Origin of the sequence: Bradyrhizobium sp. 134, assembly GCF_023074155.1 — a bacterium.
In the GTDB taxonomy this organism is placed as follows: domain Bacteria; phylum Pseudomonadota; class Alphaproteobacteria; order Rhizobiales; family Xanthobacteraceae; genus Bradyrhizobium.
In genome coordinates this window covers 428,332-454,347 of the sequence record NZ_JADPKX010000074.1, presented here as the reverse complement: position 1 = coordinate 454,347, position 26,016 = coordinate 428,332, and the positions used below count along the sequence as shown (strand labels likewise).

The window sequence follows — 26,016 nt, the reverse complement described above, 5'->3', positions numbered from 1 at the left end:
TGACACGGAGTGTTGCGCAGCAGCCATGCGCTGTCCATGCGCAAGACGCGCCCTAACGCCTGTCGCGTTCAGCGGCCTGCCTGCGCAGAAAGCCTTCGAGATCGGCCTGCACCGAATAGGGCGTCGGGATCGGATCGCCAACCGCGTCGACGGCGGTGTCGAGAGAGCGGCGCAGCATGCGCGCGAGTTCGGCCTTCCGATAGGGCTTTGTCAGAAGCGGCGCGCCCTTGGTGGCGCGTCCCTGCGCATGCGGAGCGTCGTAGGCATAGCCCGACGTGAACAGCACCCGCAGCGAGGGGCGCGCTGCCACCATCTCGTCGGCGAGCTCTCGTCCATTCAAGCTGCCGGCCATCACGATGTCGGTGAAGAGCAGGTCGAAGGGCGTGCCCTCGGCCGCGATGGCGAGTGCCTCGGCCGCATTGGCGGCCGGGATGACCTTGTAGCCGAGGCTTTCGAGCTGGACTGTAACGTACTGGCGGACGTCGCGGTCGTCCTCGACACAAAGGATGGTTTCCGTCCCGCCCACGACCTTGCGCTCGTCATAGCCGGTCGGGCGAAGCGTGCTCGCCTCCGCCTTCGGCAGGTAGATCGTGAAAATCGTGCCGCGTCCTTCTTCGGAAGCGACCTTGATGCCGCCGCCGGACTGCTTGATGAATCCGAACACCATGCTGAGCCCAAGCCCCGTGCCCTTGCCGACGTCCTTGGTCGAGAAGAAGGGATCGAAGATCCGCTCGAGAATGGCCGGCGGAATGCCGGTGCCGGTGTCGGCTATCTCGATCTCGACATAGTCGCCGGCATAGCCGGCCCCGACCGCCATGGCCTCGCGGACGCCGAACACGACGTTGCGCGTCGTCAACGTCAGTCTGCCGCTGTCCAGCATCGCGTCGCGGGCGTTGATCGCGAGGTTGAGAAGTGCCGAGCTCAATTGGCCGCGATCGACGAGGGCGAGCCAGATGTTGCCGTCGTGCCGGGTCACGATCTCGATCTTCTTGTCGAAGGTTGCCCGAAGCAGCTTTGCGAGCTCTTCGAGCAGTTCGTTGACATCGCTCTCGGCCGGCTTGAGCGCCTGCTTGCGGGCAAAGGACAACAGGCTCGACGTCAGCGCGGCGCCGCGGTCGGCGGCGTCGCTGATCAGCTTGGTGATGGTCGCAAGCGGCGGATTGTCCTTCACGGCGTCGGCGAGGATCTCGATCGTGCCCGTGATCACGGTGAGCATGTTGTTGAATTCGTGCGCGATGCCGCCGGTGAGCTGGCCGATCGCCTCCATCTTCTGGGCCTGGATCAGCTGCTCCGCGGCGGCGCGCTTCTGGGTGACGTCCTTGACGAAATTGTTGATGAGGGTGCGCCCCCCGATGCGGAGCGCCGTGCTGGAGGCCTCGATCAGGATCTCGTCGCCGTCCCGGTGCAGCAGGGTCGCTTCGAACCGGATGCCGATCGGCGTATCCGACAATTCCGGCAGCAGCCGCATCATGCGTTGCCTGAAGCCGTCGCGCAGCGGCTCGGCGATGAGGAGGTTGACGACGTCGGTGCCGAGCGCCTCCTTGCGCGTCCATCCAGTCAGGGCCTCGGCCTGAAGACTCCATTCCAGCACGGTGCCGCTCTGGTCGGTCTGAATGAAGGCGTCGAGCGCGGTCTTGATGACGGCTTGCGTCATCTGCGCGCTGGCCTGCGCCTGCTCGGCCAGTAGCGCGGCGGCGCGTTTTTCCTGCGCGGTTTCGATCGCGCGCGTGCACAGACGAGCGAGCAGGACCGCAATGGCGCCGCTTGCGAGCAGGGCGACGATCTGGGCAATGCCGAACCCGGTTCCGGTCGCGGCATAGGAGACGAGGAGAGCCGCCGCGGTCACGATGACCTGCGCGGCCATCGCGAGTGTCAGAAGCCCCCTGAGTTTCATGGTCTCACACCAACGCGTCAGTCGCGGCCCCGTGGCCGCCCTGTCAATGTCCGGCTCCACGTCAGCTACAGATGTGAGCTACAGATTCCGCGCGGCGGCGTCGAGGGGCAATTTGCGGTGGTGCCGGGTTGGCGGCGCTTCAACCTGCCGGCGAATCGGTCTGGCGCAGCGTGGTCACCCAGATCACGCGGGCCGTCTGCTGGGTCGGGTTGTCGAACATGTGCGGCACGATGCTCGGAAAGCGAAAGCTGTCGCCGGCCTCGAGCAGATGGGCCTGGTTGTCGAGCCACAGCCGCAGGCTTCCCGAGAGGATATAGCCCGCCTTCTCGCCGGTGTGCTGCAGGAAGTCGGTGCCGGACGAGGCGCCGGGATTGAGCGTGAGCTCGTAGAGTTCGAGCTGGCCTTTGTCTGCCGGCGTCAAGGCCTCCTTGACGACACCGCTGGCGGTGAGCCGCAGCAGACGCCGGCTGTTCTTGCGCACGATGTAGCGCTGCACATCGGCGGGATCGGTGGTCTCGAAGAAATAGGAGATAGGAACGTCGAGCGCGATGCTGAGCAGGCGCAACGTCCGTATCGACGGCATGGCACGCGCGCGTTCGAGCTGGCTGATCATGCCGTTGGAGAGGCCGGTCTTGTTAGCAACGTCCTGGATCGAAAGGCCCGCACGCTGCCGCAGCAGCCGCACGGTCTCGCCCAGGCGCTGGTCGACGGCATCGTCGGCCTCGGTCGCCGGGGCATCCTTCGGATCGCTGATCTCGCCGCGACCATCCATGTCGCTCTCCCGTGCATCATCTCAGCCCCGGACAACGACGGTCTGGAGCTTCAGTCGAAGTGAAAAGGTCGCGCATCCTAGCAATGCGATTGACAGCTGTATTTAGTCGTGATGAACTTTTGATAGAAAAATTTAGAAGCACTAAAGCCCACTCCTGTCCCTTTGCCGGGGATCTCGGGGCGCGGGAGACGGTGCCGCGTGCGACAACGGAGAGTGGTCATGGCGGACGACACCGGGAAGTTCGGCGTTGGGGCACTGCATCTCGGCAATCCGAATCGCCGTCAGATATTCCAGCTCGGCGCGGGCGCCGCGGCGGGATGGACGCTTTCAGGCAACGCATTCGCGCAGACCGAACGCCCGACCAATCCGCCCGACAAGCCGCGCGGGCAGGTGATCGCGGCGCTGTCGCAGGAGCCGACGGTCTTTCATCCCCTGATGCCGGGCATCGAAGTCGATCAGGGCATCTGGTGGCAGGTGTTCTCGCCGCTCTGGTTCATCGATCCCGACGGCCAGTTCGTTCCCGACCTCGCCCGCGAAGTCCCGACCCTCGAGAACGGCGGCCTGTCGGCCGACGGCCTGACCTGGAAGATCAAGCTCCGCAGCGACGTGAAATGGCACGACGGCACGCCGTTCACGGCCGACGACGTCAAGTTCTCGCTCGAGCTGATCAACAATCCCGATTTCCGCGCGCGCAGCCGCGTCGGCCATAGCCTCGTGAAAGACATCAAGGTCGTCGCGCCCGACGAGATTCACTGGCGCATGGAAGCTCCCTATTCGCCCTACATGTCGATCCTGGGATCGCTGACCTTTATCGTGCCCAAGCACATCCTGGAGAAGGTGACCGATCCGAACGCCTCGCCGTTCCACAACGCGCCCGTCGGCACCGGACCGTTCCGCTGGGGCGAGCGCGTGCCGGGCGACCACATTCAGTTGAATGCTCACACCGGCTATCACGGCAAGGGGCCGTACGTCGAACGCGTGGTGTTCAAATACATTCCCGATCTCACCGTCCTCTACACCCAGTTCCGCACCGGCCAGGTCGACTACACCGGCCTGCAAGGCATTCTGCCAAACTTCGTGCAGGAGGCGAAGACGCTGAAGGGCCGCAAGATCTTCGTCTCCTCGACGTCGTCGGTGGAGCACATCGCGCCCAATCTGGAGTTCGGCGCGTTGGCGGACCGCACCGTGCGCGAGGCGCTGTATCTCGCGATCAACAAGCAGGCGATTATCGACGCGCTGAACTACGGCTTGCCGAGGCAGACCGAAAGCTTCGTGCCGCAACAGGCCTGGTCGTTCCAGAAGGGACTGCCGCAGCACAAATACGATCCAGCCAAGGCCAACACGCTGCTCGATGCGGCCGGTTGGGTTCGCGGCGCCGGCGGGGTGCGCGAGAAAGGCGGCGTCAAGCTCGAATTCACCAATTCAACGACGTCGGGCAATGCGGTGCGCGAGCAGACCCAGCAGTTGCTGATCCAGGACTGGCGCGCAATCGGTGCCGCGATGCGCGTCAACAACATGCCGGCCGCGGTGATCTGGGGCGACTTCTGGCAGCAATCGAAATTCAACTCGGTGATCGTGGGGGTGAATTTCATGCTCGGCAGCGACCCCGATGTGACGCCCCGCTTCGGCTCCGGCGCCATTCCTGCCAAGGGTGGCCGCGGCTACAACACCTATCAGTATCGCAACCCGGAGGCGGATCGACTTCTCGCAGAAGGTGCCAAGCAGTTCGATCTGGCGCAGCGCAAGACGACCTATGGCAATCTGCAGAAGCTCATCCGCGACGACCTCGCGATCCTGCCGCTGTTCCAGGGCTTCATTGCCGAAGGCGTGAAGGAAGGACTCCAGGGTTTCCGCCCCAACATCAACATGTCGATCAACTGCTGGAACATCCGCGAATGGTATTGGGCCTGATGGTTCAGGTGCGCGAGATCGCCTGAGATGGCCGGTTACGTCGCCAATCGCCTGGCGCAGGCGATCATGTTGCTGGTGATCGTGTCCGCGATCGGCTTCGCCATCCTGCATCTGGCGCCGGGCGGCCCGCTCTCGCAATTCGCGGCGTCCGCGCAGATGACGCAGGAGGATCTCGATCGCGTCACCAGGCAGCTCGGCCTCGATCGTTCGCTGCCGATCCAGTATCTCGACTGGTTCGGCCGGATGCTGAGGGGCGATTGGGGCCGCTCGTATCGCGACGGCGAGCCGGTGCTGGCGGTGATCTCCTCGCATCTTGGCGCCACGCTGGAACTGATGGCGACTGCGACCATCATCGCGGTCCTGCTCGGCTGCTGGATCGGTGTGCTCGGTGCGCTGCGCCGCTATTCGCTGTTCGATTCGCTGGCGACCGTCGGCGCCATGATCGCGCTGTCCATCCCGACCTTCTGGTTCGGCCTCGTTACCATCTACGTCTTCTCGGTGAAGCTCGGCTGGCTGCCGGCGGGCAACCGGCAGACCGTCGGCGACGGCTCGCCGCTCGATCTGCTTCATCATCTCATTGCGCCGGCGCTGGTGCTGGCGCTGGTCGAGACCGCGATGTGGGGCCGCTTCATGCGCTCCTCGATGCTCGAAGTCATCAACCAGGACTACATCCGCACCGCGCGCGCCAAGGGCATGCCGGAATGGCGAATCCTTACCGTTCACGCCTTGCGCAACGCGCTGCTGCCGATGATCACGGTGGGCGGCCTTCAGTTTCCGACGCTGCTCGGTGGTGCGCTGGTCGCCGAGACCGTATTCACCTGGCCCGGCATGGGCCGGCTGTTCCTCGATTCCATCGGCTACCGCGACTATCCGGTGGTGATGGGCATCCTGATGTTCTCGGCGATCATGGTGCTGATCGGATCGCTGCTCGCCGACATCCTCTATGCCGTCGTCGATCCGCGCATCCGGGTGGGCTAGGCGATGACGAGCGCAGCCCTCACGACCGTTCAGCTCGCGCCGGGCCTGGCCGCCTGGCGGCGCTTCCGCCGGCACCGGCTCGCGCTCGCGGGCGCGTTGATCATTCTGCTTCTCATCCTCGCTGCGGCATTCGGCCCATACCTCCTGCCGTTCGACGACACCTATATCGACATCATGAAGCGGTTCGCACCGCCGCTGTCGGGCGCGCACATCCTCGGCACCGACGAGCTCGGCCGCGACGTGCTGGCGCGGCTGATGATGGGCGCGCGTGTCTCGCTGTCGATCGGCTTCGTCGCGATGGTGATGGCGATGGCGGTTGGCATCGTCGTCGGCGCCTTCGCCGGCTTCTATGGCGGCGTGGTCGGCGCGGTGCTGATGCGGCTCGTCGATGCGATGCTGTGCTTTCCGACCATCTTCCTGCTGCTTGCGCTCGCGGCGCTCATCGAGCCCGGCTTCGTCACCACCACGGTGCTGATCGCGGCAACCGCCTGGATGTGGGTGGCCCGCGTCGTCGAGGCCCAGGTGCGCTCGCTGCGGGAACGCGAGTTTGCGGTTGCTGCACTCGCGTTCGGCTCGTCGAACCTGCGGATCATGTTCCGCGAGCTCGTACCGAATGCGATTGCGCCGATCGTGGTGGCGGCGACGCTGAACGTCGCCAAGGCAATTCTGCTGGAATCCTATCTCAGCTATCTCGGTTACGGCATCCAGCCGCCGGCCGCGAGCCTCGGCAACATGCTCAACAACGCACAGATCTATCTCACCAGCGCGCCCTGGCTCGCGATTGCGCCGGGCCTTGCAATCACGCTGGCGGTGACGAGCTTCAACTTCCTCGGCGACGGCTTGCGCGACGCGCTCGACCCGCGGATGAACATCCCATGATCTGCAAACTGGCGACGAGCCGAGCTGTCTCGATCGAACTGAATATCTGGAGTGTCCCATGTCCCCGCCGCTCACCCGTATAAACAGTGACGAGCGCCTGCCGGCGCAGGTGGATGTCGTCGTCATCGGCGGCGGCGTCATCGGCGTTTCCGCGGCCTATCATCTCGCGAAGAAGGGCCTCTCCGTCGCCCTGATCGAGAAGGGCCATGTCGGCGGCGAGCAGTCGAGCCGCAATTGGGGCTGGTGCCGCCAGCAGGGTCGCGCGCGTGAGGAGATCCCGCTGGCCCGCGAGGCGCTGCGCCTGTGGGAGGACATGCAGAACGATGCCGGCGTCGATGCCGGCTTCCGCCGCACCGGCGTGCTGTTCCTGACCAAGAGCAAGGATGAGCTCGCGAGTTGGGAGCGATGGGCCGCAACGGCGCGCGAGATGCAGGTGCACTCGACCGTCCTGACGCCGGCCGAGGTCGCCGAGCGTCTGCCCGACAATTCCGAGACATGGGTCGGCGGCCTGCACACGCCCAGCGACGGGCGCGCCGAGCCGTCGATGGCTGTGCCCGCGCTTGCGACCGCCGCGCGAAAACACGGCGTCACCATTCACCAGGGCTGCGCCGCGCGTGGGTTGGAGACGCAAGGCGGACGGGTGAGCGCCGTCGTCACCGAGAATGGTACCATTCGCACGCAATCAGTGCTGCTGTCGGGCGGTGCCTGGTCGTCGCTGTTCTGCCGACGCCACGGCATCGAGCTGCCGATCGGTCTCGTCAACGCCACCGCATGCCGGACCACGCCGGGGCCGGAGATCACCTCCGGCGCGCTCGGCACCGACTTCTATTGCATCCGCCGCCGGCTCGACGGCGGCTTTACGCTGGCGTTGCGCAATCGCGGCACGGTCGAACTGTCGCCCGATCTGTTCCGCTACGCGCGGACCTTCTGGCCGACCTATCGTCATCGCAAGAACGGGTTGAAACTGTCGTTCGGCAAATCCTTCTTCGACCAGCTCATGCGGGGCACGAACTGGAGCTTGGATAAGCCGTCGCCGTTCGAGACCGAGCGGGTGCGCGATCCCGCGCCTGACATGTCGCTGGTCAATGCCGCGCTGGCTTCGCTGATCAAGTCGAACCCTGAATTGAAGGACATCGAGATCGCGGAAGCCTGGGGCGGGACGATCGACTGCACGCCGGATACCATTCCGGTCATCTCGTCGGTCGACGCCATGCCCGGCTTCTTCCTGGCCACCGGCTTCTCCGGCCATGGCTTTGGCATCGGTCCTGCAGCCGGCAAGCTCGCCGCCGACATCGTGACGGGCGCGACGCCGCTGGTCGATCCCGCGGCCTACAGCCACAGGCGCCTGATCGATGGCCGCCGGCTCGCACCGGTCAGCCCGTTCTGAGGGTTTGGTGGCATGACGGTTCTGTACAAAGCCAACATGGTTCGCGGCGCTGAGTGGGCGGGCTTCTTCGCCGAGCGCGCGCCCGATGTGCCGTTCCGGCTCTGGCCCGACATCGGCGATCCCGCCGACGTCCGCTATCTCGTGGCGTGGGTGCCGCCGGACGACATCGCGACGACCTTCCCAAATCTCGAGCTCGTCTTCTCGGTCGGTGCGGGTGTGGACCAGTTCGACGCGTCAAAAGTTCCGCCGCACATTCCGCTGGTTCGCATGCTGGAGCCCGGCATCGCCGAGACTATGGTGGAATACGTCACCATGGCGGTGCTCGCCCTGCATCGTGATCTCCTGCACTTCATCGGCCAGCAGAAGGCGCAGGTCTGGCGCGAGATCCGGATCACGCCGGCCAAACGTCGTCGCGTCGGCGTGATGGGTCTTGGCCTGCTCGGCCAGGCCGTGCTCGAACGCCTCACGGCGTTCGGCTTTCCGCTTCTCGGCTGGAACCGCTCACTCCGCGAGATCGACGGCGTCACCTGTTACGCGGGCATGGAGACGTTGCCGGATTTTCTTGCGCAGACCGACATTCTCGTCTGCCTCCTACCTCTGACCGATCAGACCCGGGGCATCCTGAATGCGGACTTGTTCGCGCGCCTGCCGCGCGGCGCGTCGCTCGTCAACGTCGGGCGTGGCCCGCATCTGGTCGAAGTCGACTTTCTCGCGGCGCTCGACAGCGGCGCATTGTCGGGTGCTGTCCTCGATGTCGCCGAGCCGGAGCCGCTGCCTGCGGGGCATCCTTTCTGGAGCCACCCGCGCATCCTGCTCACGCCGCACAATGCCAGCATGACTACGCCGGATACGGCGGTCGATTTCGTGCTGGACGTGATCGCGCGCCACCGCCGCGGCGAGGAGCTGCCTGGGCGTGTCGATCGTAGTCGTGGCTACTAGGACACCGGCATGAGCGTGGGCGCAAGCGGAGCTGATCAAGTCGCTGCCAACGCGCCGTCGCCGGTGCTGTCGGTTTCCGGCCTGACGACGTCCTTCCTACGTGAGCGGGAATGGAGTCCCGTCGTCCGCGACGTGTCGTTCGATATTGCCTCGGGGGAAACCGTTGCGATCGTCGGCGAGTCAGGTTCGGGCAAGAGCGTCACCGCGCTCTCGATCATGCGGCTCATTCCGAAGGAGAACGGCCGCGTCGAAGGCAGCGTCCGGCTTGCCGGTCGCGACCTGCTGACGCTGCCCGAAGCGAGCATGAAGGATGTTCGTGGCAACGACATCGCCATGATCTTCCAGGAGCCGATGACGAGCCTCAATCCGGTGCTGACCATCGGCTTCCAAATTGCGGAAGCACTGATCCAGCACCGCGGCCTGTCGCGCGCCGCGGCGGAGGTCGAGACCGTCCGCCTGCTCGACCGCGTGCGGATACCTGCGGCGAAATCGCGCTTCCACGAGCATCCGCACCGTTTCTCCGGCGGCATGCGCCAGCGCGTGATGATCGCGATGGCACTGGCCTGCAGGCCGAGGCTGCTGATCGCGGACGAGCCGACCACCGCGCTCGACGTCACGATCCAGGCCCAGATCCTGGAGCTCCTGAAGGAGCTTCAGCAGGAAGAGGAGATGTCGATCCTCTTCATCACCCACGACATGGGCGTGGTGGCCGAGATCGCGGACCGCACCGTGGTGATGTATGGCGGCCAGGCGGTGGAGACCGACCATACATCGCGTATCTTCGCAGCCCCTTCGCATCCTTATACAAGGGCACTGCTCGCGGCCGTGCCACGCCTCGGCTCGATGGATGGGCGGACGCGGCCGATGCGTTTTCCGATCGTGGACAAGCTAACGGGGACCTCGGACGAGCCGGCGGAGACGCCCGATACGGTTTCGATTGCCGAGCGACCGCTGCTCGAAGTCTCCAACCTCACGACGCGCTTTCCAATTCGCTCGGGCCTGTTCGGCAAGATCTCGGGCCGCGTCCATGCGGTCGAGAACGTCTCCTTCACCTTGCGCGCCGGGGAGACGCTTGCGCTGGTCGGCGAATCGGGCTGCGGCAAATCGACGACGGGCCGCTCCATTCTCAAGCTGACGGAGCCGGACAGCGGCACCGTTCTGATCGACGGGCAGGATGTGCTGGCCATGAATGCCCGCACCTTGCGTGACTTTCGCAAGCAGATGCAGATCGTGTTCCAGGATCCGTTCGCGAGCCTCAACCCCCGCATGTCGGTGGGAACGGCGATTGCGGCCCCATTGCTCGCCAACGGGCTCGCCACGGCGTCGCAGGCACGGGAGAAGGTCGCCGACCTGCTAGTTCGCGTTGGTCTCACCGCTGACATGGCCGCGCGCTTTCCGCACGAATTCTCCGGTGGCCAGCGCCAGCGCATCTGCATTGCCCGCGCGCTCGCGCTCGGACCGAAGCTGATCGTCGCGGACGAAGCGGTCTCGGCGCTCGACGTCTCGGTCAAGGCGCAGGTCGTCAATCTGATGCTCGATCTTCAAGCCAGCATGGGGCTTGCCTATCTCTTCATTTCCCATGATATCGCGGTGGTCGAGCGAATGAGCCATCGCGTCGCGGTGATGTATCTCGGCGAGATCGTCGAGACCGGTCCGCGCGCGGCCCTGTTCGGCAATCCGCAGCATCCCTATACGAAGAAGCTGATGGCGGCCGTGCCGGTGCCCGATCCATCGCGCCGCGGCACCAGGCGCGAGGTAGCGAACGACGAGATCAGAAGCCCGGTGCGCGCGCCCGACTACCAGCCGCCCGTTCGGCAATATCGCGAGGTGTCGCCGGGCCATGTCGTCCAGGCCTGGGGCGAGGAATGGTCCAACTGACGTGCGCAGACTGTGAGCGCAAGGCTCTGTCTATCCATCATTTCCAAAATGCACGATGGAATCGCGCAGCAATCTGTCGGGCAGGTCAACGGTGTTGTCCTTCGCCCTGCCGGGCCTGTGACATCACGCTGAAATCACAATGAAATCATCGCGGCGCAATCTGGTGCGAGGGCCGACCGCGCCAGCTTCGTGCTATGCGCTGCAGCTGGACCGTCGGCCGGCGAGCTCCGATAATGCGCGGACATCGGGAAGGCTGGCGAAGACGTGCCTTTACGGATGGATTTACTAAAATGACCCAAGCAGGCGTCTACGGGCAGAGGCTCGGGCAGGGCCTTCGCTCGAAGCAAGCACCGGTTCTGATCACGCGTTCGCTGCACAGCGCCGAGCTCGCGGTCACCGAAGTCCGCAACGACGATCCGACACCGGATATTTCCGGCTCGCTGGCTGCGGAAGATGCCTATCTCCTCAGCCTGAAACTCCGCGACTATCCGGATTGCGAATGCTGGGAGGAGGGCCGCTGTGTCACCAAGGCGGATGTTCGCGCAGGTGCGACCTATCTGTACGACCTCAAGCGCGACCCGCGCTATGTGATCGACAAGCCGTTTCACTCGCTCTTCTTCTATTTGCCGCGCTCGGCGCTCAACGGCATTGCCAGGCAACCGGACGGACCGCGCGTTGGCGAACTCAGCTACGAGCCCGGTGTCGGTCATGACGACGAGGTCGTTCGACATGTCGGTGCCTCGTTGCGGCAAGGGCTGTGTCGGCCCGACGAGACCAACCAGCTTTTCGTCGATCACATGATGCTCGCGCTCACCGCCCATGTCGCCCAGACCTATGGCGGGCTGGAGCCAGCCGCAGAACCAACCCGCGGCGGTCTCGCGCCATGGCAGGTGAAGCGTGCGTGTGACCGGCTCGATTCCGACCTCTCGGGCAAGATCGCGCTACAGCTGATCGCGACCGAGCTTGGCCTGTCAGTCAGCCACTTCTCACGCGCATTCCGGATATCCACGGGCCTGCCGCCGCATCAATGGCTGCTCCAGCAACGCGTCAAGGCGGCCAAGCAACTGATGACAGTCCGCGACCTGCCGTTGTCCGAGATTGCCATCTCGGCCGGATTTGCCAATCAGAGCCATTTCACCCGGGTGTTCTCGTCCATGGTCGGCGTCAGTCCGGGCGCGTGGCGCCGCGAAACGGATGGCGGACGGGAAAAGATCTAGTCAGCGCCGCGTTTCCAGCGAATAGGTGTAGGCCGTGCGGCGCGCGGCGCGCCGCAAAGATCTCGTCCGGCGGATGGCCGATGCCGTCGGCAAGATTGGCCGGATTGAAGATGGAGCCGTCGCAGGCCTCATTGGCCTCGAGGCTGGTGATGACGATGGTCCCGAGCCGCACCTGTTCACGGTTGTCCTCGTCCGGCCATCGCAGGGTCACGTCCATGGTGGGATCGTCGGGGCGGTCGAGCAAGGCCATCACGTTGAAGCGGACGTCGCCGGCTGCGATCCTTCGCGCGAGATCGTCATGCAGGAAATCGACCGACTTTGTCCTGGCTTCGTCTTCGCTCAAGGCGACGTCGCCGCCGACAGGCGCGACCTTGAACTTGATAAAGCGGGTCTCGCCCTTCGCGTTCGTCGCGGGAAAGGCGTGCACGCCCCAATAGGTCGTGCCGGAAAAACTGCCGGGCAGCCGGCGCGCCGCGATGTACTTCGCCTGGTTCAGCGTTTCAGGATTGGCCGCGGAAAAAGCCCGGACCTTCTCGATGTCAGGCTCGCCGTCCGCGCCCGGAATTCGCGCCTCGAGGAAGGCGAGCATCTGGTCGAGCGTCCGTGCAAAATGCACCGGAGCGGTTTCGGTCAGGATGTCGGAGCGATGGGCGTCGTCGCCAAGCCTGAAGCTGAAGCCGCGCAGCACGAGGTTGTTGGTGTCGGTCACCCCGGGATTGCCGCCGCCAACGGAGAAGCGCGCCAGCACGCGCGAGGGCTTGGTGAAGCTCAGCGATCGCGTGATCTCTGCGGCGCGGTCGGACGGGGCATAGGTGCCGCGCACGCATCGGCCCTTGGCGAAGCTCGCACGCACCTTCGGCGGATTGCCTGCGACCGTTTTGAGCGCGTCGACGATCGCGGCCGGAGTGGCGGCAGGGGGTGGCAATTCGGACATGGCTTGGCCTCCGGCGGGAGCGGCATGTCCGTGTTTTAGGTTTGGTGCAGGGTCGGCGTCTTTCCCAAAGCCGCGCTGCCTTGTCCGATCCTGCTGAAGAAATTTGGCGGAGCTTCAGGAGTTCACGTGCACGAAATCCCGCAGCAGCGGGTAGATCTCGTTGTTCCAGCGCTTGCCCGAGAACACGCCGTAATGGCCGACGCCGGCCTGCATGTGGTGCACACGGCGGTAGGCGCGCACGCCGGTGCAGAGGTCTTGCGCGGCCAGCGTCTGGCCGATCGAGCAGATGTCGTCCTTCTCGCCCTCGACCGTCATCAGCCCCATGCGGCTGACGGCCTTGGTGTCCACCGGACGTCCCCGATGCATCAGCTTGCCCTGGGGCAGAAGATGCTCCTGGAAAACGTCGCGCACGGTCTCGATGTAGAATTCCGCGGGCAGGTCCATCACGGCGAAATATTCGTCGTAGAAGGTCTTGATGCTGGCCGCCTTCTCCTTCTCGCCCTTGGCGATGTGATCGGCGAGATCGATGTGCTGCTTGATGTGGCGCTCGAGATTCATCGAGACGAAGGCGGTGAGCTGCACGAAGCCGGGATAGACTTTCCGCAAGGCACCGCGGCACTGCATCGGCACGTAGTTGATCAGGTTCTGCTCGAACCAGTCGATCGGCCTGCTCTTGGCGAATTCGTTGACCCTGGTCGGCAGGATGCGCGTGTCGATCGGCCCGGCCATCAGCGTCAGCGTCGCCGGCCGCGAAGGATGGTTGCCCTCGCACATGATCGCGGCGGCCGCGAGCGCCGAGACCGAGGGCTGGCAGATCGCGACCATATGCGGGCGCGGGCCCAATTGGCCGAGGAAGTCGATGAGATGCTCGGTGTAGTCGTCGAGCCCGAAACGGCCCTCGCTGCGGGGAATGTCGCGCGGATTGTGCCAGTCGGTGATGTAGACATCGTGATCCTGCAGCAGCGTCTTCACGGTGCCGCGCAGCAGCGTCGCGAAATGGCCGGACATCGGGGCCACCAGCAGCATGCGCGGCTGCTCGCCCACGCCCTCCTTCTTGAAACGCAGCAGCGAGCCGAACGGGGTCGCGTAAGCGATCTCCTCGGTCACGGCGACCTCGCGATTGCCGACCATGACGCTGTCGATACCGTAGGCGGGGCGGTGGTAGGTGAGGGTGGAGCGGGAGATCAGCTCCAGCGCGGCCGACAGACGGCCGACGACCTGATCCGACAAGCCCTGCGGCACCAGATTGAGGAATTTGAGCGCGGAGGAGGCCCCCGACCGCCACGGCGCCGTCAGGTCCATATGGTTCTGAAAGGCCTGATAATACATCGACATCATACTGAAACGCCCACCTGTCCCCGTGCTGTTATGCAATATCGAAGCCAAACCCGGGATGGGCCGCTCTCAAGATTGGCACGTCGCTTGCTGCTCTTTTCGCGGGAAGCACAGGCGGTGCGCACTCCCGCAGAGTCCGGGCAGGGTGCGAGTCACAGGCGTGAGGGAAGGCCACATGGCGAAGGCGACACTGACCATCAGCAGCAAGAACTATTCGTCCTGGTCGCTGCGTGGCTGGCTGCTGACGAAATTTTCCGGGCTCGATTTCGAGGAGATCGTCACCGCACCGGACGACGCGTCGGCGCGCGCCGAAATCCTGCTGTTGTCGTCTTCGATCCTGGTACCGTGCCTGCGGCACGACGGCGCGATCGTCTGGGATACGCTGGCGATCGCCGAATATCTCAACGAGGCGATGCCGGATGCCGGGCTGTTGCCCGCGGATCGCGTTCAGCGCGCGCATTGCCGCTCGATCTGTGGCGAAATCCATTCAGGCTTCACCACCTTGCGCGCCTCGCTGCCGGTCAACCTGAAGGGGCACTTCCCCGGCTTCAAGATCTGGTCGCGCGCGCAGGCCGACATCGATCGCGTCTGGGCGATCTGGCGCGACTGCCTGGACAAATCGGGCGGGCCCTTCCTGTTCGGCGAGACCCGCACCATGGCTGATGCGATGTACGCCCCGGTGGTGACGCGCTTCGTGACCTACAACGTCAAGCTCGAGCCGCAACTGCAGGCCTATGCCGATACCATCATGGCCATGCCGGAGATGAAGGAATGGATCGCGGCGGCACGGGATGAGCCGGCCGAGATCGAGGAGCTCGAGGTCGAATATTAGGCAGGCCGGGTGCTATCTGCCTGTTTTGGGAGCGAGCATCCAACCGTCACCCCCGCAGTCATGTCATTGAAGGTGTTAACGTTTGACGCCCGTGGTGGGCCGGGCCCGCTCAGGCGCTGCGCAGATATTGTGTGCGCGCGCTGGCTGGCTCCGACATGTAGCCGTGAACAGGCGCGTACGGGGGCTTACGGCTGATTCGGACGTGATTCGTTCGGGCCGCGTTCCGAAGGTTAAGCCGGGACGCGGCCCCGTTGCATTTTGAGACGGAAATCAGGGCTCAGGCCACGCCCGAATGCTTCATGCGCGGGACGCGCCAGCCGATGACGGTTGCTTCGACTGCGACGCCGGCCGCGTGGTTCTGCCAGCGTCCCTCGACATAGCGGCAGGCGAACGGCAGCTGATAAGTCCCGCTGTGGTCCTCGCACAGCACTTCGACTGCAAGGCCAGGCGGCGGTTCTCCGGCGCCGTCGAATTCCGCCAGTCGTCTGTCGCGCGTTGCCATCAAAAACTCCCCTAAACAAAGCCGCGGAAGGAGCGCCCATTTCCTCCGCGTGCAGATCATCGCTCCCCGTCCGAGGGAACAGCGCAAGCTCAACGCGAGAATGCGGTGCGAGTGTGGTAGCCTCGACAGGCTGCGTGCAAAAAGCGCACATTGCCGTGATTGATTTGACGAGGAACCTGCATGCTGCTTCGAAGCGCCGGCGTCTGTTTCGCGATGTTACTGCTCGCCACGCTGGCGATTGCGCCGGGCCGCGCGCAGGACGTGCCCGGCATCGAGATCTGCACCGTCGAGAAGACCATGGAGCGCCGCACCAGCTGCCTCCAGAGCAACGTCGACTTCCTCCAGAAGACGATCACCAGGCTGAACCTCGATCACCAGCAGAAGCTGGACGCCGCGGCTCGTCAGATCGATGCGTTGAAGACGACCGTGGCCGGCTTGCAGAAGATGCTCGGCGATCTCCAGGCCGCGCAGGCGAAGACCGCTGAGGATGTGAAGAAGAAACAGGATGCGCCGCCGCCGAAGGATGCGGCGAAATAGGCCGCGCTCAGGCGACGCGATATCGCTCCATCACGCTGCGGTCGGGCTCATAACCGAGCCCAGGTCCGGTCGGCACCGCGACATGGCCGGTGGCATCGACATCGGCGCGGCCGCCCCACAGGCAGGCCTCGCGCTTCAGGTAAAACATCTCGACCAACCCGTCGTCGCGCCCCGCCAGGAGATGCAACGTCGCCAGCAGGCCGGGGCCGAAATACGGGGAGTGCGGAACGATCTTGACGCCGACCCGATCTGCGAGCGCCCCAACCTTCAGGAATTCCGTGATGCCGCCGACCTTGGTCACCGACGGCTGGGCGTGGCTGACCGCGCCCGCATCCATTATCTGGCGGAATTGATATTCCGTGCAGGCGTTCTCGCCGGCGGCGACGCCGAGCCCGCCCTTGCTGCGGACCTCGGCGAGCGCCGCAAAATCCTCCGGCGGCCAGACCGGCTCCTCCAGGAACATCGGCTGCGCGTCCCGGCATGTCCTGGCGAACGCGATCGCCTCTTCGCCTGACAGCGGGCAGTTCATGTCGACCATCAGCGGAATGCCGGGTCCGATCGCCGCGCGCGCGGCAAACACCGCCGGCGCCGTGGTCTCGTGCAGCTTGATGGCGCCGTAGCCGAGCGCCAGCGCCTTCTTGCATTCGGCGGCGATGTTGTCGGGCGAGCCAATCCGCAACAGGCTCGCATAGGCCGGAATGGCCGGGCGCCTGGCGTCGCCGAGCAGGCGGTGCAGCGGCACGCCCTTGATCTTGGCGGCAAGGTCCCACAGCGCGATGTCGAGCCCGGAGATCGCGAACATGGTGATGCCGTATCGCCCGAACAGATGCAGATTACGCTGGATCTGCTCCATCACCGCGGGGATGCCGGCGGCATCGGGAACCTCCAGCCCACGCGCCTGCGGTGCGATCATTTCCTCGACGGCACTGCGCGTGGTGCGGGGGCAGACATAGGCGAAGGCATCGCCCCAGCCGGTCAACCCGGCGTCGGTGGTGACCTCGACCATCACCATGTCGAGGGCCGTGATGGCGGAGGCGCCCTGACGGAAGCTCGCGACACCGGCGTCATAGGGGATGCGGATATGGTGCGCCCGCACATCGGTGATCTTCATGACGCGGTTCCTCTTGCTTTCTCGTGAGCGGTTTCAAGGACGTCCCGAGTGTAGCCATGAACGCCCGGACGTTGCCAGTGGCTGGTCCGGCGTTATCCTCTTGCGGGACCGCAACGCCGATCAAGCGAAGCCTGCGGACTTCCGTGCATCATGATCGCGCTTCGAATGAGAAACGCCATGAACCCAGCCCAGCGCGCGCTCTGGTACGTCGAGAGCCATCTGGCCGAGCCGATGACGCTCGACGAGATCGCTGCGATATCGGGCGTGTCGCGGTTCCACATCGTGCGCGCGTTTGCCGCAGCCACCGGCGTGCCGGTGATGCGGTACGTGCGCGCGCGGCGGCTGAGCGAAGCGGCGCGCAGTCTTGCGAACGGCGCGCCGGACATCCTGTCGCTGGCGCTGGAGGCCGATTACGGCTCGCACGAAGCATTCACCCGCGCGTTCCGCGACCAGTTTGGCACCACGCCCGAAGCGGTGCGGGCCGCGCGATGCACCGGCCATCTCAAGCTTCAGGAGCCGATCCTCATGGACTCGACCATCTCCGACAAACTCGCCACCCCGCGCTTCGAAACCACAAAGGCCTTCCTCGTCGCAGGCATCAACGAGCGCATCTCCTGCGACAACGGCGCGGCCATTCCTGGGCTGTGGCAGCGCTTCCACCAGGAGGTCGCCGACATTCCCGCGCGCGTTGGACCGGTCGCCTATGGCGTCTGCTGCAACGGCGACGATGCCGGCAATTTCGACTACATCGCCGGCGTCGAGGTCGGCGATTTCTCCGAGCTGCCGCGCCGCTTCGGCCGTATCCGTATCCCCGAGCAGCGCTATGCGGTGTTCACCCACGCCGACCACGTCGCCTCGATCAGACGCACCGTCAACGCGATCTGGAATCAGTGGCTGCCGGCCTCCGGCCTGAAGGCTGCGGATGCGCCGAACTTCGAACGCTACGACGAGAAATTCGATCCCGCCACCGGCAATGGCGGCCTGGAGATTTGGATACCCGTGCGCGATTAGCGCGCAACGCTGGCATACCATCCCGCTTGCTTGGCAAGCCCCGGCGACTTTGTCATAACCGCAGGCAATCTTGCGTGTGGGGCCGTGCTGGACATCCCGTGCAAGTCATAACAAGCAGCCGGGAGGGTCCCACATGTCCAACGTCCGCGTTCTCGCCACCGACCTCGAATTTCCCGAAGGGCCGGTCGTGATGCCGGACGGCTCGGTGGTGCTGGTGGAAATCCGCGGCCAGCGCCTGACCCGAATCCATCCCGACGGGCGCAAGGAGATCGTCGCGAAGATTCCGGGCGGCCCGAACGGCGCGGCCCTCGGCCCCGACGGCAAGATCTACATCTGCAACAATGGCGGCTTCTCCTGGATCCCGACCCGCAACATGATCATGCCGGGTCCGCAGCCCGACGATTATCTCGGCGGCTCGATCCAGCGCGTCGATCTCCAATCCGGCAAGATCGAGACCGTCGTGACGAAATGCGGCGAGCACGATCTGCGCGGGCCGAACGATCTGGTGTTCGACAAGCAGGGCGGCCTCTGGTTCTCCGATCTCGGCAAGCGCCGCGCGCGCGAGATGGACGTCGGCGGCATGTATTATCTCAAGCCTGGCATGAAAGAGATCGTCGAGGTCGTGCACGGCATACTGCCGGCGAACGGCATCGGCCTGTCTCCGGACGAGGCCACCGTCTACATCGCGGAGACGCCCACCGGCCGGCTCTGGGCCTACGAGCTCTCCGCGCCCGGCACGCTGAAGCCGCGCGACGTGATCTATCGCGGCGAGCGCGGCAAACCGATCTGCGGCCTCGGCGGCTACCAGATGTTCGACTCGCTGGCGGTCGAAGCGAACGGCAATGTCTGCGTCGCCACCCTCGTCTCCGGTTGCATCTCGGTGATCGCGCCTGATGGTACGCTGGTCGAGCAGATCCCGACCGGAGACCGCGTCACCACCAACATCGCCTTCGGCGGTCCCGAGCTGAAGACCGCCTACATCACGCTCTCAGGCAAGGGCGAACTGATCGCGATGGACTGGCCGCGTGGCGGTTTGCCGCTCAATTTCCTAAACAAGTAAACGGTGCTAGTGACCGTCATTGCGAGCGAAGCGAAGCAATCCAGGAAAGCGTCCGCGGTGACAGTCTGGATTGCTTCGTCGCTTCGCTCCTCGCAATGACTAAAGAGAGAGTTTCAAATGCCCTGGCCTGATCCCATTACCCTGCGCGGACAGCATGCCGGTCTGGAGCCGTTGTCGCATCAGCACCGCGAGGGGCTGATCGAGGCCGTGAAGGACGGCGAGCTCTCCACCATCTGGTACACCGCGATTCCGACGCCGGACAACATGGGCAAGGAAATCGACCGCCGGCTCGGTCTTCAGGCCGCGGGCTCGATGCTCCCCTTCACCGTGTTCGATGGCAGCGGCAAGATCGTGGGCATGACGACCTACATGAACATCGATGCCGCCAACCGCCGCGTCGAGATCGGCTCGACCTGGTATGGCAAGAGCGCGCAGCGCGGCCCGCTCAACACGCAGTGCAAGCTGCTGCTGCTCACCCACGCCTTCGAAACCCTGGACTGCATCGCGGTGGAATTCCGCACCCACTTCTTCAATCACCAGAGCCGTCGCGCCATCGAGCGCCTGGGCGCCAAGCAGGACGGCATTCTGCGCAGCCACCAGGTCGCGCCCAACGGCACGCTCCGCGACACCGTGGTCTACAGCATCACCGCGGCCGAATGGCCGACCGTGCGAACGCATTTGAATTATCAACTCAACGACAAGCCGCGCTAGAGGCGGCCGAGGCACCATGGACAGATTTGATTATGTGATCGTCGGCGCGGGCTCCGCCGGTTGCGTGCTCACCAATCGGCTGAGCGAAGACCCTGCTACCAGCGTCTGTGTACTCGAGGCGGGCCCGAGCGACTGGCATCCCTACATCCATCTGCCGGCGGGCTTCATCAAGACCTTCCACATGAAGAGCATCAACTGGGCCTACCAGCAGGAGGTCGGACCCTGGACCGGCGGGCGCAGCATCTACGCGCCGCGCGGCAAGACGCTCGGCGGCTCGTCCTCGATCAACGGCCATATCTACAATCGCGGCCAGCGCATGGATTTCGACACCTGGGCGCAGATGGGCAATCGGGGCTGGGGCTATGCCGACGTGCTGCCCTACTTCCGGCGGCTGGAGAAGCGCGTCGGCGAGGGCGAGGACGTTTATCGCGGCCGCGACGGCAATCTCACCGTTACCACCATGAACTGGCGCGATCCGCTTTGCGAAGCCTTCATGGAAGGCGCGGTCTCGCTCGGCATCCCTCGCAACCCCGACTACAACGGCAAGACGCAGGAAGGCGTCTCCTACTGCCAGCGCACGATCGATAGGGGCTTGCGCGTCTCCGGCGCGACCGCGTTTCTCAAGCCCGCGATGAAGCGTCCGAACGTGCATGTCCACACCCACGCGCACGCCACCGAGATCATCTTCGAGGGCAAGCGCGCCGTCGGCGTGCGCTACATGAAGGGCGGCTCTGGCGGAACGCCGGTGGAAGTGCGCGCCAACAAGGAAGTGATCCTCTCCGGCGGCACTTATAATTCGCCGCAACTCTTGCAGCTCTCCGGCATCGGCTCGCCAGATTTGTTGAGCGCCCACGGCATCGCCGTGCGTCACGCGCTTCCGGTCGGCGAAGGCCTGCAGGACCATTACGCGCCGCGAACGGTCGCGCGCGTCAAAGACATCAGGACCATCAACGAGCTTCGCCGCGGCTGGCGTCTCTGGGTCGAGGCGATGAAATGGGCCACCGCGCGCAAAGGCCTGCTGTCGCTGTCGCCGACCATGGTCTATTGCTTCTGGCATTCCGGCGAGAGCGCCGACAGCTCCGACTTGCAGCTCACCTTCACGCCGGCGAGCTACAAGGAAGGCGTGCAGGGCCAGCTCGAGGACGAGCCCGGCATGACGGTGGCCTCCTGGCAGCAGCGCCCCGAGAGCCGCGGCTATGTCCGGATCCGCTCGTCTGATCCGTTCGCGCCGCCGATCATCCAGACCAACTATCTCGACGCCGAGCTCGACCGCCGCGTCATCGTCGGCGGCATGAAGCTGGCGCGGCGCCTGCTGAAGAGCGCGCCGCTGTCGCCCTATTACGCCTACGAGGATTTCCCGGGTCCTGACATCAACACCGACGACGAGTTTTTGGCCGCCGCCACCGAGCGCGGCACCACCACCTTCCACCCCGGCTGCACCTGCCGCATGGGCCCGGCGGACTCCACCTGGGCGGTGGTCGACGACCAGCTCCGCGTTCACGGGCTGCAAGGTCTCCGCGTCATCGACGCCTCCGTGATGCCACGCATGATCTCGGCGAATTTGAATGCATCCACGATGATGATCGCCGACCGCGCCTCGGACCTGATCCGCGGCAAGCAGCCGATGGAAGCCGCGCGCGTGCCGGATGCGGCGGTGGCGTAGCAAGGTCTCGTGCCCCGGACGCAGCGCACCGCTTCCCCGGCGATGCGAAGCGTCATTCGGTGCCGCGGTGCGCTGCAGAGCCGAAGGCTCATCTCACGCGACCTTGGTCCGCCTCCTAGGTCCCGGCTCTGCGCAGCAGCGCTTCACGCTGCAGCGCGTCCGGGACACGAGAGCGCGTTGTCTTGCTCAGTCATTGCGAGCGCAGCGAAGCAATCCAATCCAGCCTGTCACCGCGGAGGGATTCTGATTGCTTCGCTGCGCTCGCAATGACGAGGTGGAGAGAGTGCGCCACACTCTCGGTGTCATCGCCCGGCTTGACCGGGCGATCCAGTATTCCAGAGGCGGTTATGATTGAGTCGAGAAGCCGCGGCGTACTGGATTCCCCGCCTTCGCGGGGAATGACACCGGAAGGTGGGGCGGCAGCGGAGTGCGCTCGAACCTACACTTCCCGTCGGCTCAGGAACGCCAGTCGCTCGAACAGATGCACGTCCTGCTCGTTCTTGAGCAGCGCGCCGTGCAGCGGCGGGATCAGCTTGCGCGGGTCGCGCTCGCGCAACTGCTCGACGCTCATGTCTTCGTTGAGCAGCAGCTTGAGCCAGTCGAGCAGCTCCGAGGTCGACGGCTTCTTCTTCAGGCCGGGCACCTCGCGGACCTCGAAGAAAATGCGCAAGGCTTCCTCGACCAGCCGCTTCTTGATGTTGGGGAAGTGGACGTCGACGATCCGGGTCATGGTGTCGCCGTCGGGGAACTTGATGTAGTGGAAGAAGCAACGGCGCAGGAACGCGTCCGGCAGCTCCTTCTCGTTGTTGGAGGTGATCATCATGATCGGGCGCTGCTTGGCCTTGATCGTCTCGCCGGTCTCGTAGACATGGAATTCCATGCGGTCGAGCTCGAGCAGCAAATCGTTCGGGAATTCGATGTCGGCCTTGTCGATCTCGTCGATCAGGAGGACCGGGCGCTGCTCGGCGGTGAAGGCATCCCACAGCTTGCCGCGCTTGATGTAGTTCTTGATGTCGGACACGCGGGCATCGCCGAGCTGGCTGTCGCGCAGGCGCGACACGGCATCATATTCGTAGAGGCCCTGCTGCGCCTTGGTGGTGGACTTGATGTGCCAGGTCAAAAGCGGGGCGTTCAGCGCCTTCGCCACTTCCTCCGCCAGCACCGTCTTGCCGGTGCCGGGCTCGCCCTTGATGAGCAGCGGGCGCTCCAGCACGATGGAGGCGTTGACCGCGACCTTGAGATCGTCGGTCGCAACATAGTCCTTGGTGCCGGTAAATTTCATCGTGCGTCCTTGTTGGTCGTCGTCTCAGGAATTGCCAGTTTCATGGCCCTGGTCCAACAAACGGAACGGCCGCGCGTGGCGGCCGTTCCTGGTTCGGTCAGGCTTTCAGACCCGTTTTATCAGCGAAAGGATGACGAGCACAATCACCGCGCCGATCGTGGCATCCACGATGGCCCCGACCGTGCCGGTTGCGAGCTGGATGTGCAGCTGAGGCAGAATCCAGCTGGCCACGAGCGCACCGATGATGCCGACGACGATGTTGCCGATCAGCCCAAATCCCGCCCCATGGACAATCTTGCCGGCAAGCCAGCCTGCGATCGCGCCAATGATGAGCGCTGCGAGAATTCCCATTGCAAACGTCCCCAAAACAACCCCATGAGACCGCCAATTCTAGAGCAAAAAGCCTCCCGGTCCAGCGCAGAGCAGTGGCCTCCGCCCCTTGACGTTCGCCCCCCGACGGGCAATCTGTCACCCATGTTCCTGCAATTCTTCACTTCTCTGCGCGATGCGCAGGTCCCCGTGACGCTGCGCGAATACCTCACGCTGATGGAGGCGCTCGACGCTGACCTCGCGGACTACTCGGTCGAGAATTTCTACTATCTCTCGCGCACCTCGCTGGTGAAGGACGAGCGCAACCTCGACAAGTTCGACCGCGTCTTCGGCACCGTCTTCAAGGGGCTGGAAAGCCTGCTCGACGCCATGGAGGGGGCCGAGATCCCCGAGGAGTGGCTGAAGAAGCTCGCCGAGAAATACCTGACCGACGACGAGAAGAAGCAGATCGAGGCCATGGGCTGGGACAAGCTCATGGAGACCCTGAAGAAGCGCCTCGAGGAGCAGAAGGGCCGGCACCAGGGCGGATCGAAGTGGATCGGCACCGCCGGCACCTCGCCGTTCGGCGCCCATGGCTACAATCCCGAAGGCATCCGCATCGGCCAGGACAAGAACCGCAACAACCGCGCCGTGAAGGTGTGGGACAAGCGCGAGTTCAAGGATCTCGACGGCAATGTCGAGCTCGGCATCCGCAACATCAAAGTGGCATTGCGTCGCCTGCGCAAATTCGCGCGCACCGGCGCGCCTGACGAGCTCGACCTCGACACCACCATCCGCGAGACCGCCAATCACGGCTATCTCGACGTGCACATGCGGCCCGAGCGCCGCAACGCGGTGAAGCTGCTGGTGTTCTTCGACATCGGCGGCTCGATGGACGCGCATATCGAGCAGGTCGAGGAGCTGTTCTCGGCGGCGAAGAGCGAGTTCAAGCACATGGAGTATTTCTACTTCCACAACTGCCTCTATGAAGGCGTGTGGAAGCAGAACAAGCGCCGCTTCACCGACCGCACCCCGACCTGGGACGTGCTGCACAAATACCCGCACGACTACAAGATCGTGTTCGTCGGCGACGCCTCGATGTCGCCCTACGAGATCATGGTGCCCGGTGGCTCGGTCGAGCACGTCAACGAAGAGCCCGGCTCGGTCTGGCTCGACCGCATCATCCGAACCTATCCCCATTCGGTGTGGCTCAATCCCGTGCAGCAGAAGCACTGGGACTATTCGGAATCCACCACCATCATCAAACGCATCTTCGCCAACCGCATGTACCCGATCACGATCGAGGGGCTTGAGGGTGCGATGAAGGAATTGACGCACTAGCTCGCGCTCCTCGCGCCCCGGAAGACAACAAGAGGGAGAACGACGTGCCCCAGACCATCACCCGCGGCATCAAGGCGCTGATCGACGAGGCCAATGCCGAGATCGAGACGCTCACCGCCAAGGACGCCATCGAGATATCGAAGAACGGCGACGTTGTCATCGTCGATATCCGCGATCCCCGCGAGATCGAGCGCGACGGCCGCATCCCCGGCGCGTTCGCCTGCACCCGCGGCATGCTCGAATTCTGGATCGATCCGCAGAGCCCTTATGCGAAGCCGGTGTTCCAGGAGGACAAGAAGTTCGTGTTCCATTGCGCCGGCGGCTTGCGCTCTGCGCTCGCCGCCAAGACCGCGCAGGACATGGGTCTCAAACCCGTCGCCCACATCGCCGGCGGCTACGCCGCCTGGCGCGACGCCGGCGGGCCGACCCAACAGTGGGAGCCGAAGAAGAAGGGGTGAAGGTGCTGCGCTGCCGCTCCAATCTCCGGCGTCATTCCCCGCGAAAGCGGGGAATCCAGTACGCCGCGGCCTCTCGGCCCAATCACAATCGCCTCTGAATACTGGATCGCCCGTTCCTAGTGCGCAATTGCGCACTGGCCGGGCGATGACAGCGGAGTTGGATGCACACTGCTTCAACCTCGCTCACGTTGCGCTGGCCCGGAATGACAAGAAAGACCTCGCATGACCACCGATCCCCTCGTCTCCACCGAATGGCTCGCCGCCCACATCAACGATGCCAACGTCAAGGTGCTCGACGCCAGCTTTAAGCTGCCCGGCGTGCTGCGATTGCCGAAGGATGATTACCTCGCCGCGCATCTGCCAGGCGCAGTGTTCTTCGACGTCGACGCGGTCTCGGACCATTCCAACCCGCTGCCGCACATGTATCCGAGCGCCGAGCAGTTCGGCCGCGACGTCAGTCATCTCGGCATCTCCAATGCCGACACCGTCGTGATCTACGATGCCGGCGGCTGGGTCGCTGCTCCCCGCGCGTGGTGGATGTTCCTGGCTTTCGGCCACGGCAATGTGCGCATCCTCAATGGCGGCCTGAAGAAGTGGCGCGCCGAGGGGCGTCCGGTCGAGAGCGGCGAGGCGAAGCCGAAGCCAGCGACATTCAAGGCGAGCTACGATTCCAAGCGCGTGCGCAGCATGCAGCAATTGATCGCCAACGTCGAAAGCCGTGCCGAGCAGGTGATCGACGCGCGCGCCGCCGACCGGTTCGAGGGACGGGCGCCGGAGCCGCGCGCGGGCATTCGCTCCGGCCATATCCCGGGCGCGCGCAACGTGCCCTACAATCTTCTGTTCGACGCCGCGACCGGCACGATGAAGCCGCTCGATGATCTCCGCGCCGCCTTCACGGGCGCCGGCGTCAAGCTCGATGCCCCGATTGTGACGAGCTGCGGCTCCGGGGTCTCTGCCGGCGTGCTGACGCTCGCGCTCTATCGCCTCGGCATCACCGACACCGCGCTCTATGACGGCTCGTGGTCGGAATGGGGGCAGGAAAAGGGACCGCCGATCGCGACGGGGCCAGCGTAAC

24 protein-coding genes are annotated in these 26,016 nt (G+C 64.7%); 16 read left to right on the top strand and 8 right to left on the bottom strand.

The features are described 5' to 3' along the window. Positions 1 to 52: 52 nt before the first annotated feature. Positions 53 to 1,894, bottom strand: a complete 1,842-nt coding sequence (locus IVA75_RS32365) for an ATP-binding protein (RefSeq protein ID WP_247287885.1) — start codon at positions 1,892 to 1,894, stop codon at positions 53 to 55. Positions 1,895 to 2,033: 139 nt separating this feature from the next. Next, the gene (locus IVA75_RS32360) at positions 2,034 to 2,666 is read right to left on the bottom strand and encodes a cupin domain-containing protein (RefSeq protein WP_027570599.1); all 633 of its coding nucleotides are present in this window, start codon (positions 2,664 to 2,666) and stop codon (positions 2,034 to 2,036) included. A gap of 219 nt (positions 2,667 to 2,885) precedes the next feature. On the opposite strand from IVA75_RS32360, the gene IVA75_RS32355 reads away from it, so the two are divergent. The 7 genes from IVA75_RS32355 to IVA75_RS32325 all read left to right on the top strand — a co-directional run bounded on the left by IVA75_RS32355 (position 2,886) and on the right by IVA75_RS32325 (position 11,855). Next, complete coding sequence (locus IVA75_RS32355; RefSeq protein WP_247287887.1) at positions 2,886 to 4,577, top strand: peptide ABC transporter substrate-binding protein; 1,692 nt, start codon at positions 2,886 to 2,888, stop codon at positions 4,575 to 4,577. A gap of 27 nt (positions 4,578 to 4,604) precedes the next feature. Next, on the top strand, positions 4,605 to 5,555 hold the full coding sequence (locus tag IVA75_RS32350; RefSeq protein WP_247287889.1) for an ABC transporter permease: 951 nt from the start codon (positions 4,605 to 4,607) through the stop codon (positions 5,553 to 5,555). 3 nt (positions 5,556 to 5,558) lie between these two features. Further along, entirely contained in the window at positions 5,559 to 6,434 is an 876-nt protein-coding gene (locus IVA75_RS32345; RefSeq protein ID WP_247287891.1) for an ABC transporter permease, read from the top strand. A gap of 58 nt (positions 6,435 to 6,492) precedes the next feature. Then, positions 6,493 to 7,821 (top strand): FAD-binding oxidoreductase, encoded by a 1,329-nt coding sequence (locus IVA75_RS32340; RefSeq protein ID WP_247287893.1) that lies wholly within the window; start codon positions 6,493 to 6,495, stop codon positions 7,819 to 7,821. Between the two features lie 12 nt (positions 7,822 to 7,833). Further along, positions 7,834 to 8,760: a glyoxylate/hydroxypyruvate reductase A gene (locus IVA75_RS32335; protein ID WP_247287894.1), complete on the top strand. Its 927-nt coding sequence runs from the start codon at positions 7,834 to 7,836 to the stop codon at positions 8,758 to 8,760. A gap of 9 nt (positions 8,761 to 8,769) precedes the next feature. After that, positions 8,770 to 10,638: an ABC transporter ATP-binding protein gene (locus IVA75_RS32330; RefSeq protein WP_247287895.1), complete on the top strand. Its 1,869-nt coding sequence runs from the start codon at positions 8,770 to 8,772 to the stop codon at positions 10,636 to 10,638. Between the two features lie 290 nt (positions 10,639 to 10,928). After that, positions 10,929 to 11,855: an AraC family transcriptional regulator gene (locus IVA75_RS32325; protein ID WP_247287896.1), complete on the top strand. Its 927-nt coding sequence runs from the start codon at positions 10,929 to 10,931 to the stop codon at positions 11,853 to 11,855. Here the strand turns inward: IVA75_RS32325 and IVA75_RS32320 are convergent. Next, positions 11,803 to 12,789: a catalase family peroxidase gene (locus IVA75_RS32320; RefSeq protein WP_247287897.1), complete on the bottom strand. Its 987-nt coding sequence runs from the start codon at positions 12,787 to 12,789 to the stop codon at positions 11,803 to 11,805. The genes IVA75_RS32325 and IVA75_RS32320 overlap by 53 nt on opposite strands. Positions 12,790 to 12,903: 114 nt before the next feature. Continuing rightward, positions 12,904 to 14,127, bottom strand: coding sequence for a polyhydroxyalkanoate depolymerase (gene phaZ, locus IVA75_RS32315; RefSeq protein ID WP_027519727.1), 1,224 nt, complete (start codon positions 14,125 to 14,127; stop codon positions 12,904 to 12,906). Positions 14,128 to 14,299: 172 nt separating this feature from the next. Here phaZ and IVA75_RS32310 point away from each other — a divergent pair, with 172 nt between their 5' ends. After that, the gene (locus IVA75_RS32310; RefSeq protein WP_018454112.1) at positions 14,300 to 14,956 is read left to right on the top strand and encodes a glutathione S-transferase family protein; all 657 of its coding nucleotides are present in this window, start codon (positions 14,300 to 14,302) and stop codon (positions 14,954 to 14,956) included. A gap of 277 nt (positions 14,957 to 15,233) precedes the next feature. Here IVA75_RS32310 and IVA75_RS32305 read toward each other — a convergent pair whose 3' ends face one another. Further along, on the bottom strand, positions 15,234 to 15,458 hold the full coding sequence (locus IVA75_RS32305; protein WP_027570609.1) for a hypothetical protein: 225 nt from the start codon (positions 15,456 to 15,458) through the stop codon (positions 15,234 to 15,236). A 180-nt stretch (positions 15,459 to 15,638) separates the two neighbouring features. Here IVA75_RS32305 and IVA75_RS32300 point away from each other — a divergent pair, with 180 nt between their 5' ends. After that, entirely contained in the window at positions 15,639 to 15,995 is a 357-nt protein-coding gene (locus IVA75_RS32300) for a hypothetical protein (protein WP_247287898.1), read from the top strand. A gap of 7 nt (positions 15,996 to 16,002) precedes the next feature. Here IVA75_RS32300 and IVA75_RS32295 read toward each other — a convergent pair whose 3' ends face one another. Continuing rightward, positions 16,003 to 17,106: a mandelate racemase/muconate lactonizing enzyme family protein gene (locus tag IVA75_RS32295; protein WP_247287899.1), complete on the bottom strand. Its 1,104-nt coding sequence runs from the start codon at positions 17,104 to 17,106 to the stop codon at positions 16,003 to 16,005. A gap of 177 nt (positions 17,107 to 17,283) precedes the next feature. Between IVA75_RS32295 and IVA75_RS32290 the strand changes: the two genes are divergently transcribed. From IVA75_RS32290 to IVA75_RS32275, 4 genes are all read left to right on the top strand, one after another. Continuing rightward, positions 17,284 to 18,117 carry an AraC family transcriptional regulator gene (locus tag IVA75_RS32290; RefSeq protein WP_247287900.1) on the top strand — a complete coding sequence of 278 codons (834 nt, stop codon included), beginning with the start codon at positions 17,284 to 17,286 and terminating at the stop codon, positions 18,115 to 18,117. A gap of 133 nt (positions 18,118 to 18,250) precedes the next feature. Continuing rightward, positions 18,251 to 19,177 (top strand): SMP-30/gluconolactonase/LRE family protein, encoded by a 927-nt coding sequence (locus tag IVA75_RS32285; RefSeq protein WP_247287901.1) that lies wholly within the window; start codon positions 18,251 to 18,253, stop codon positions 19,175 to 19,177. Between the two features lie 117 nt (positions 19,178 to 19,294). Beyond that, on the top strand, positions 19,295 to 19,888 hold the full coding sequence (locus tag IVA75_RS32280; RefSeq protein ID WP_247287903.1) for a GNAT family protein: 594 nt from the start codon (positions 19,295 to 19,297) through the stop codon (positions 19,886 to 19,888). 16 nt (positions 19,889 to 19,904) lie between these two features. After that, positions 19,905 to 21,551 carry a GMC family oxidoreductase N-terminal domain-containing protein gene (locus tag IVA75_RS32275; RefSeq protein ID WP_247287905.1) on the top strand — a complete coding sequence of 549 codons (1,647 nt, stop codon included), beginning with the start codon at positions 19,905 to 19,907 and terminating at the stop codon, positions 21,549 to 21,551. Between the two features lie 439 nt (positions 21,552 to 21,990). Here the strand turns inward: IVA75_RS32275 and IVA75_RS32270 are convergent, their stop codons facing one another. Next, positions 21,991 to 22,833 (bottom strand): MoxR family ATPase, encoded by an 843-nt coding sequence (locus IVA75_RS32270; RefSeq protein ID WP_247287906.1) that lies wholly within the window; start codon positions 22,831 to 22,833, stop codon positions 21,991 to 21,993. A 105-nt stretch (positions 22,834 to 22,938) separates the two neighbouring features. Beyond that, positions 22,939 to 23,184, bottom strand: a complete 246-nt coding sequence (locus IVA75_RS32265; protein WP_007613712.1) for a GlsB/YeaQ/YmgE family stress response membrane protein — start codon at positions 23,182 to 23,184, stop codon at positions 22,939 to 22,941. Between the two features lie 123 nt (positions 23,185 to 23,307). Between IVA75_RS32265 and IVA75_RS32260 the strand changes: the two genes are divergently transcribed. The 3 genes from IVA75_RS32260 to sseA all read left to right on the top strand — a co-directional run bounded on the left by IVA75_RS32260 (position 23,308) and on the right by sseA (position 26,015). Further along, positions 23,308 to 24,483 (top strand): VWA domain-containing protein, encoded by a 1,176-nt coding sequence (locus IVA75_RS32260; protein WP_106945269.1) that lies wholly within the window; start codon positions 23,308 to 23,310, stop codon positions 24,481 to 24,483. A 44-nt stretch (positions 24,484 to 24,527) separates the two neighbouring features. Then, positions 24,528 to 24,941: a rhodanese-like domain-containing protein gene (locus IVA75_RS32255; protein ID WP_018454122.1), complete on the top strand. Its 414-nt coding sequence runs from the start codon at positions 24,528 to 24,530 to the stop codon at positions 24,939 to 24,941. A 222-nt stretch (positions 24,942 to 25,163) separates the two neighbouring features. Next, on the top strand, positions 25,164 to 26,015 hold the full coding sequence (gene sseA, locus IVA75_RS32250; protein ID WP_247287907.1) for a 3-mercaptopyruvate sulfurtransferase: 852 nt from the start codon (positions 25,164 to 25,166) through the stop codon (positions 26,013 to 26,015). Position 26,016: the final 1 nt, after the last annotated feature.

Excerpts from the sequence above, each read along its gene's own strand:
- IVA75_RS32365 (WP_247287885.1), bottom strand. The coding sequence starts at position 1,894 with ATGAAACTCAGGGGGCTTCTGACACTCGCGATGGCCGCGCAGGTCATC.
- IVA75_RS32360 (WP_027570599.1), bottom strand. The coding sequence starts at position 2,666 with ATGGATGGTCGCGGCGAGATCAGCGATCCGAAGGATGCCCCGGCGACC.
- IVA75_RS32355 (WP_247287887.1), top strand. The coding sequence starts at position 2,886 with ATGGCGGACGACACCGGGAAGTTCGGCGTTGGGGCACTGCATCTCGGC.
- IVA75_RS32350 (WP_247287889.1), top strand. The coding sequence starts at position 4,605 with ATGGCCGGTTACGTCGCCAATCGCCTGGCGCAGGCGATCATGTTGCTG.
- IVA75_RS32345 (WP_247287891.1), top strand. The coding sequence starts at position 5,559 with ATGACGAGCGCAGCCCTCACGACCGTTCAGCTCGCGCCGGGCCTGGCC.
- IVA75_RS32340 (WP_247287893.1), top strand. The coding sequence starts at position 6,493 with ATGTCCCCGCCGCTCACCCGTATAAACAGTGACGAGCGCCTGCCGGCG.
- IVA75_RS32335 (WP_247287894.1), top strand. The coding sequence starts at position 7,834 with ATGACGGTTCTGTACAAAGCCAACATGGTTCGCGGCGCTGAGTGGGCG.
- IVA75_RS32330 (WP_247287895.1), top strand. The coding sequence starts at position 8,770 with ATGAGCGTGGGCGCAAGCGGAGCTGATCAAGTCGCTGCCAACGCGCCG.
- IVA75_RS32325 (WP_247287896.1), top strand. The coding sequence starts at position 10,929 with ATGACCCAAGCAGGCGTCTACGGGCAGAGGCTCGGGCAGGGCCTTCGC.
- IVA75_RS32320 (WP_247287897.1), bottom strand. The coding sequence starts at position 12,789 with ATGTCCGAATTGCCACCCCCTGCCGCCACTCCGGCCGCGATCGTCGAC.
- phaZ (WP_027519727.1), bottom strand. The coding sequence starts at position 14,127 with ATGATGTCGATGTATTATCAGGCCTTTCAGAACCATATGGACCTGACG.
- IVA75_RS32310 (WP_018454112.1), top strand. The coding sequence starts at position 14,300 with ATGGCGAAGGCGACACTGACCATCAGCAGCAAGAACTATTCGTCCTGG.
- IVA75_RS32305 (WP_027570609.1), bottom strand. The coding sequence starts at position 15,458 with ATGGCAACGCGCGACAGACGACTGGCGGAATTCGACGGCGCCGGAGAA.
- IVA75_RS32300 (WP_247287898.1), top strand. The coding sequence starts at position 15,639 with ATGCTGCTTCGAAGCGCCGGCGTCTGTTTCGCGATGTTACTGCTCGCC.
- IVA75_RS32295 (WP_247287899.1), bottom strand. The coding sequence starts at position 17,106 with ATGAAGATCACCGATGTGCGGGCGCACCATATCCGCATCCCCTATGAC.
- IVA75_RS32290 (WP_247287900.1), top strand. The coding sequence starts at position 17,284 with ATGAACCCAGCCCAGCGCGCGCTCTGGTACGTCGAGAGCCATCTGGCC.
- IVA75_RS32285 (WP_247287901.1), top strand. The coding sequence starts at position 18,251 with ATGTCCAACGTCCGCGTTCTCGCCACCGACCTCGAATTTCCCGAAGGG.
- IVA75_RS32280 (WP_247287903.1), top strand. The coding sequence starts at position 19,295 with ATGCCCTGGCCTGATCCCATTACCCTGCGCGGACAGCATGCCGGTCTG.
- IVA75_RS32275 (WP_247287905.1), top strand. The coding sequence starts at position 19,905 with ATGGACAGATTTGATTATGTGATCGTCGGCGCGGGCTCCGCCGGTTGC.
- IVA75_RS32270 (WP_247287906.1), bottom strand. The coding sequence starts at position 22,833 with ATGAAATTTACCGGCACCAAGGACTATGTTGCGACCGACGATCTCAAG.
- IVA75_RS32265 (WP_007613712.1), bottom strand. The coding sequence starts at position 23,184 with ATGGGAATTCTCGCAGCGCTCATCATTGGCGCGATCGCAGGCTGGCTT.
- IVA75_RS32260 (WP_106945269.1), top strand. The coding sequence starts at position 23,308 with ATGTTCCTGCAATTCTTCACTTCTCTGCGCGATGCGCAGGTCCCCGTG.
- sseA (WP_247287907.1), top strand. The coding sequence starts at position 25,164 with ATGACCACCGATCCCCTCGTCTCCACCGAATGGCTCGCCGCCCACATC.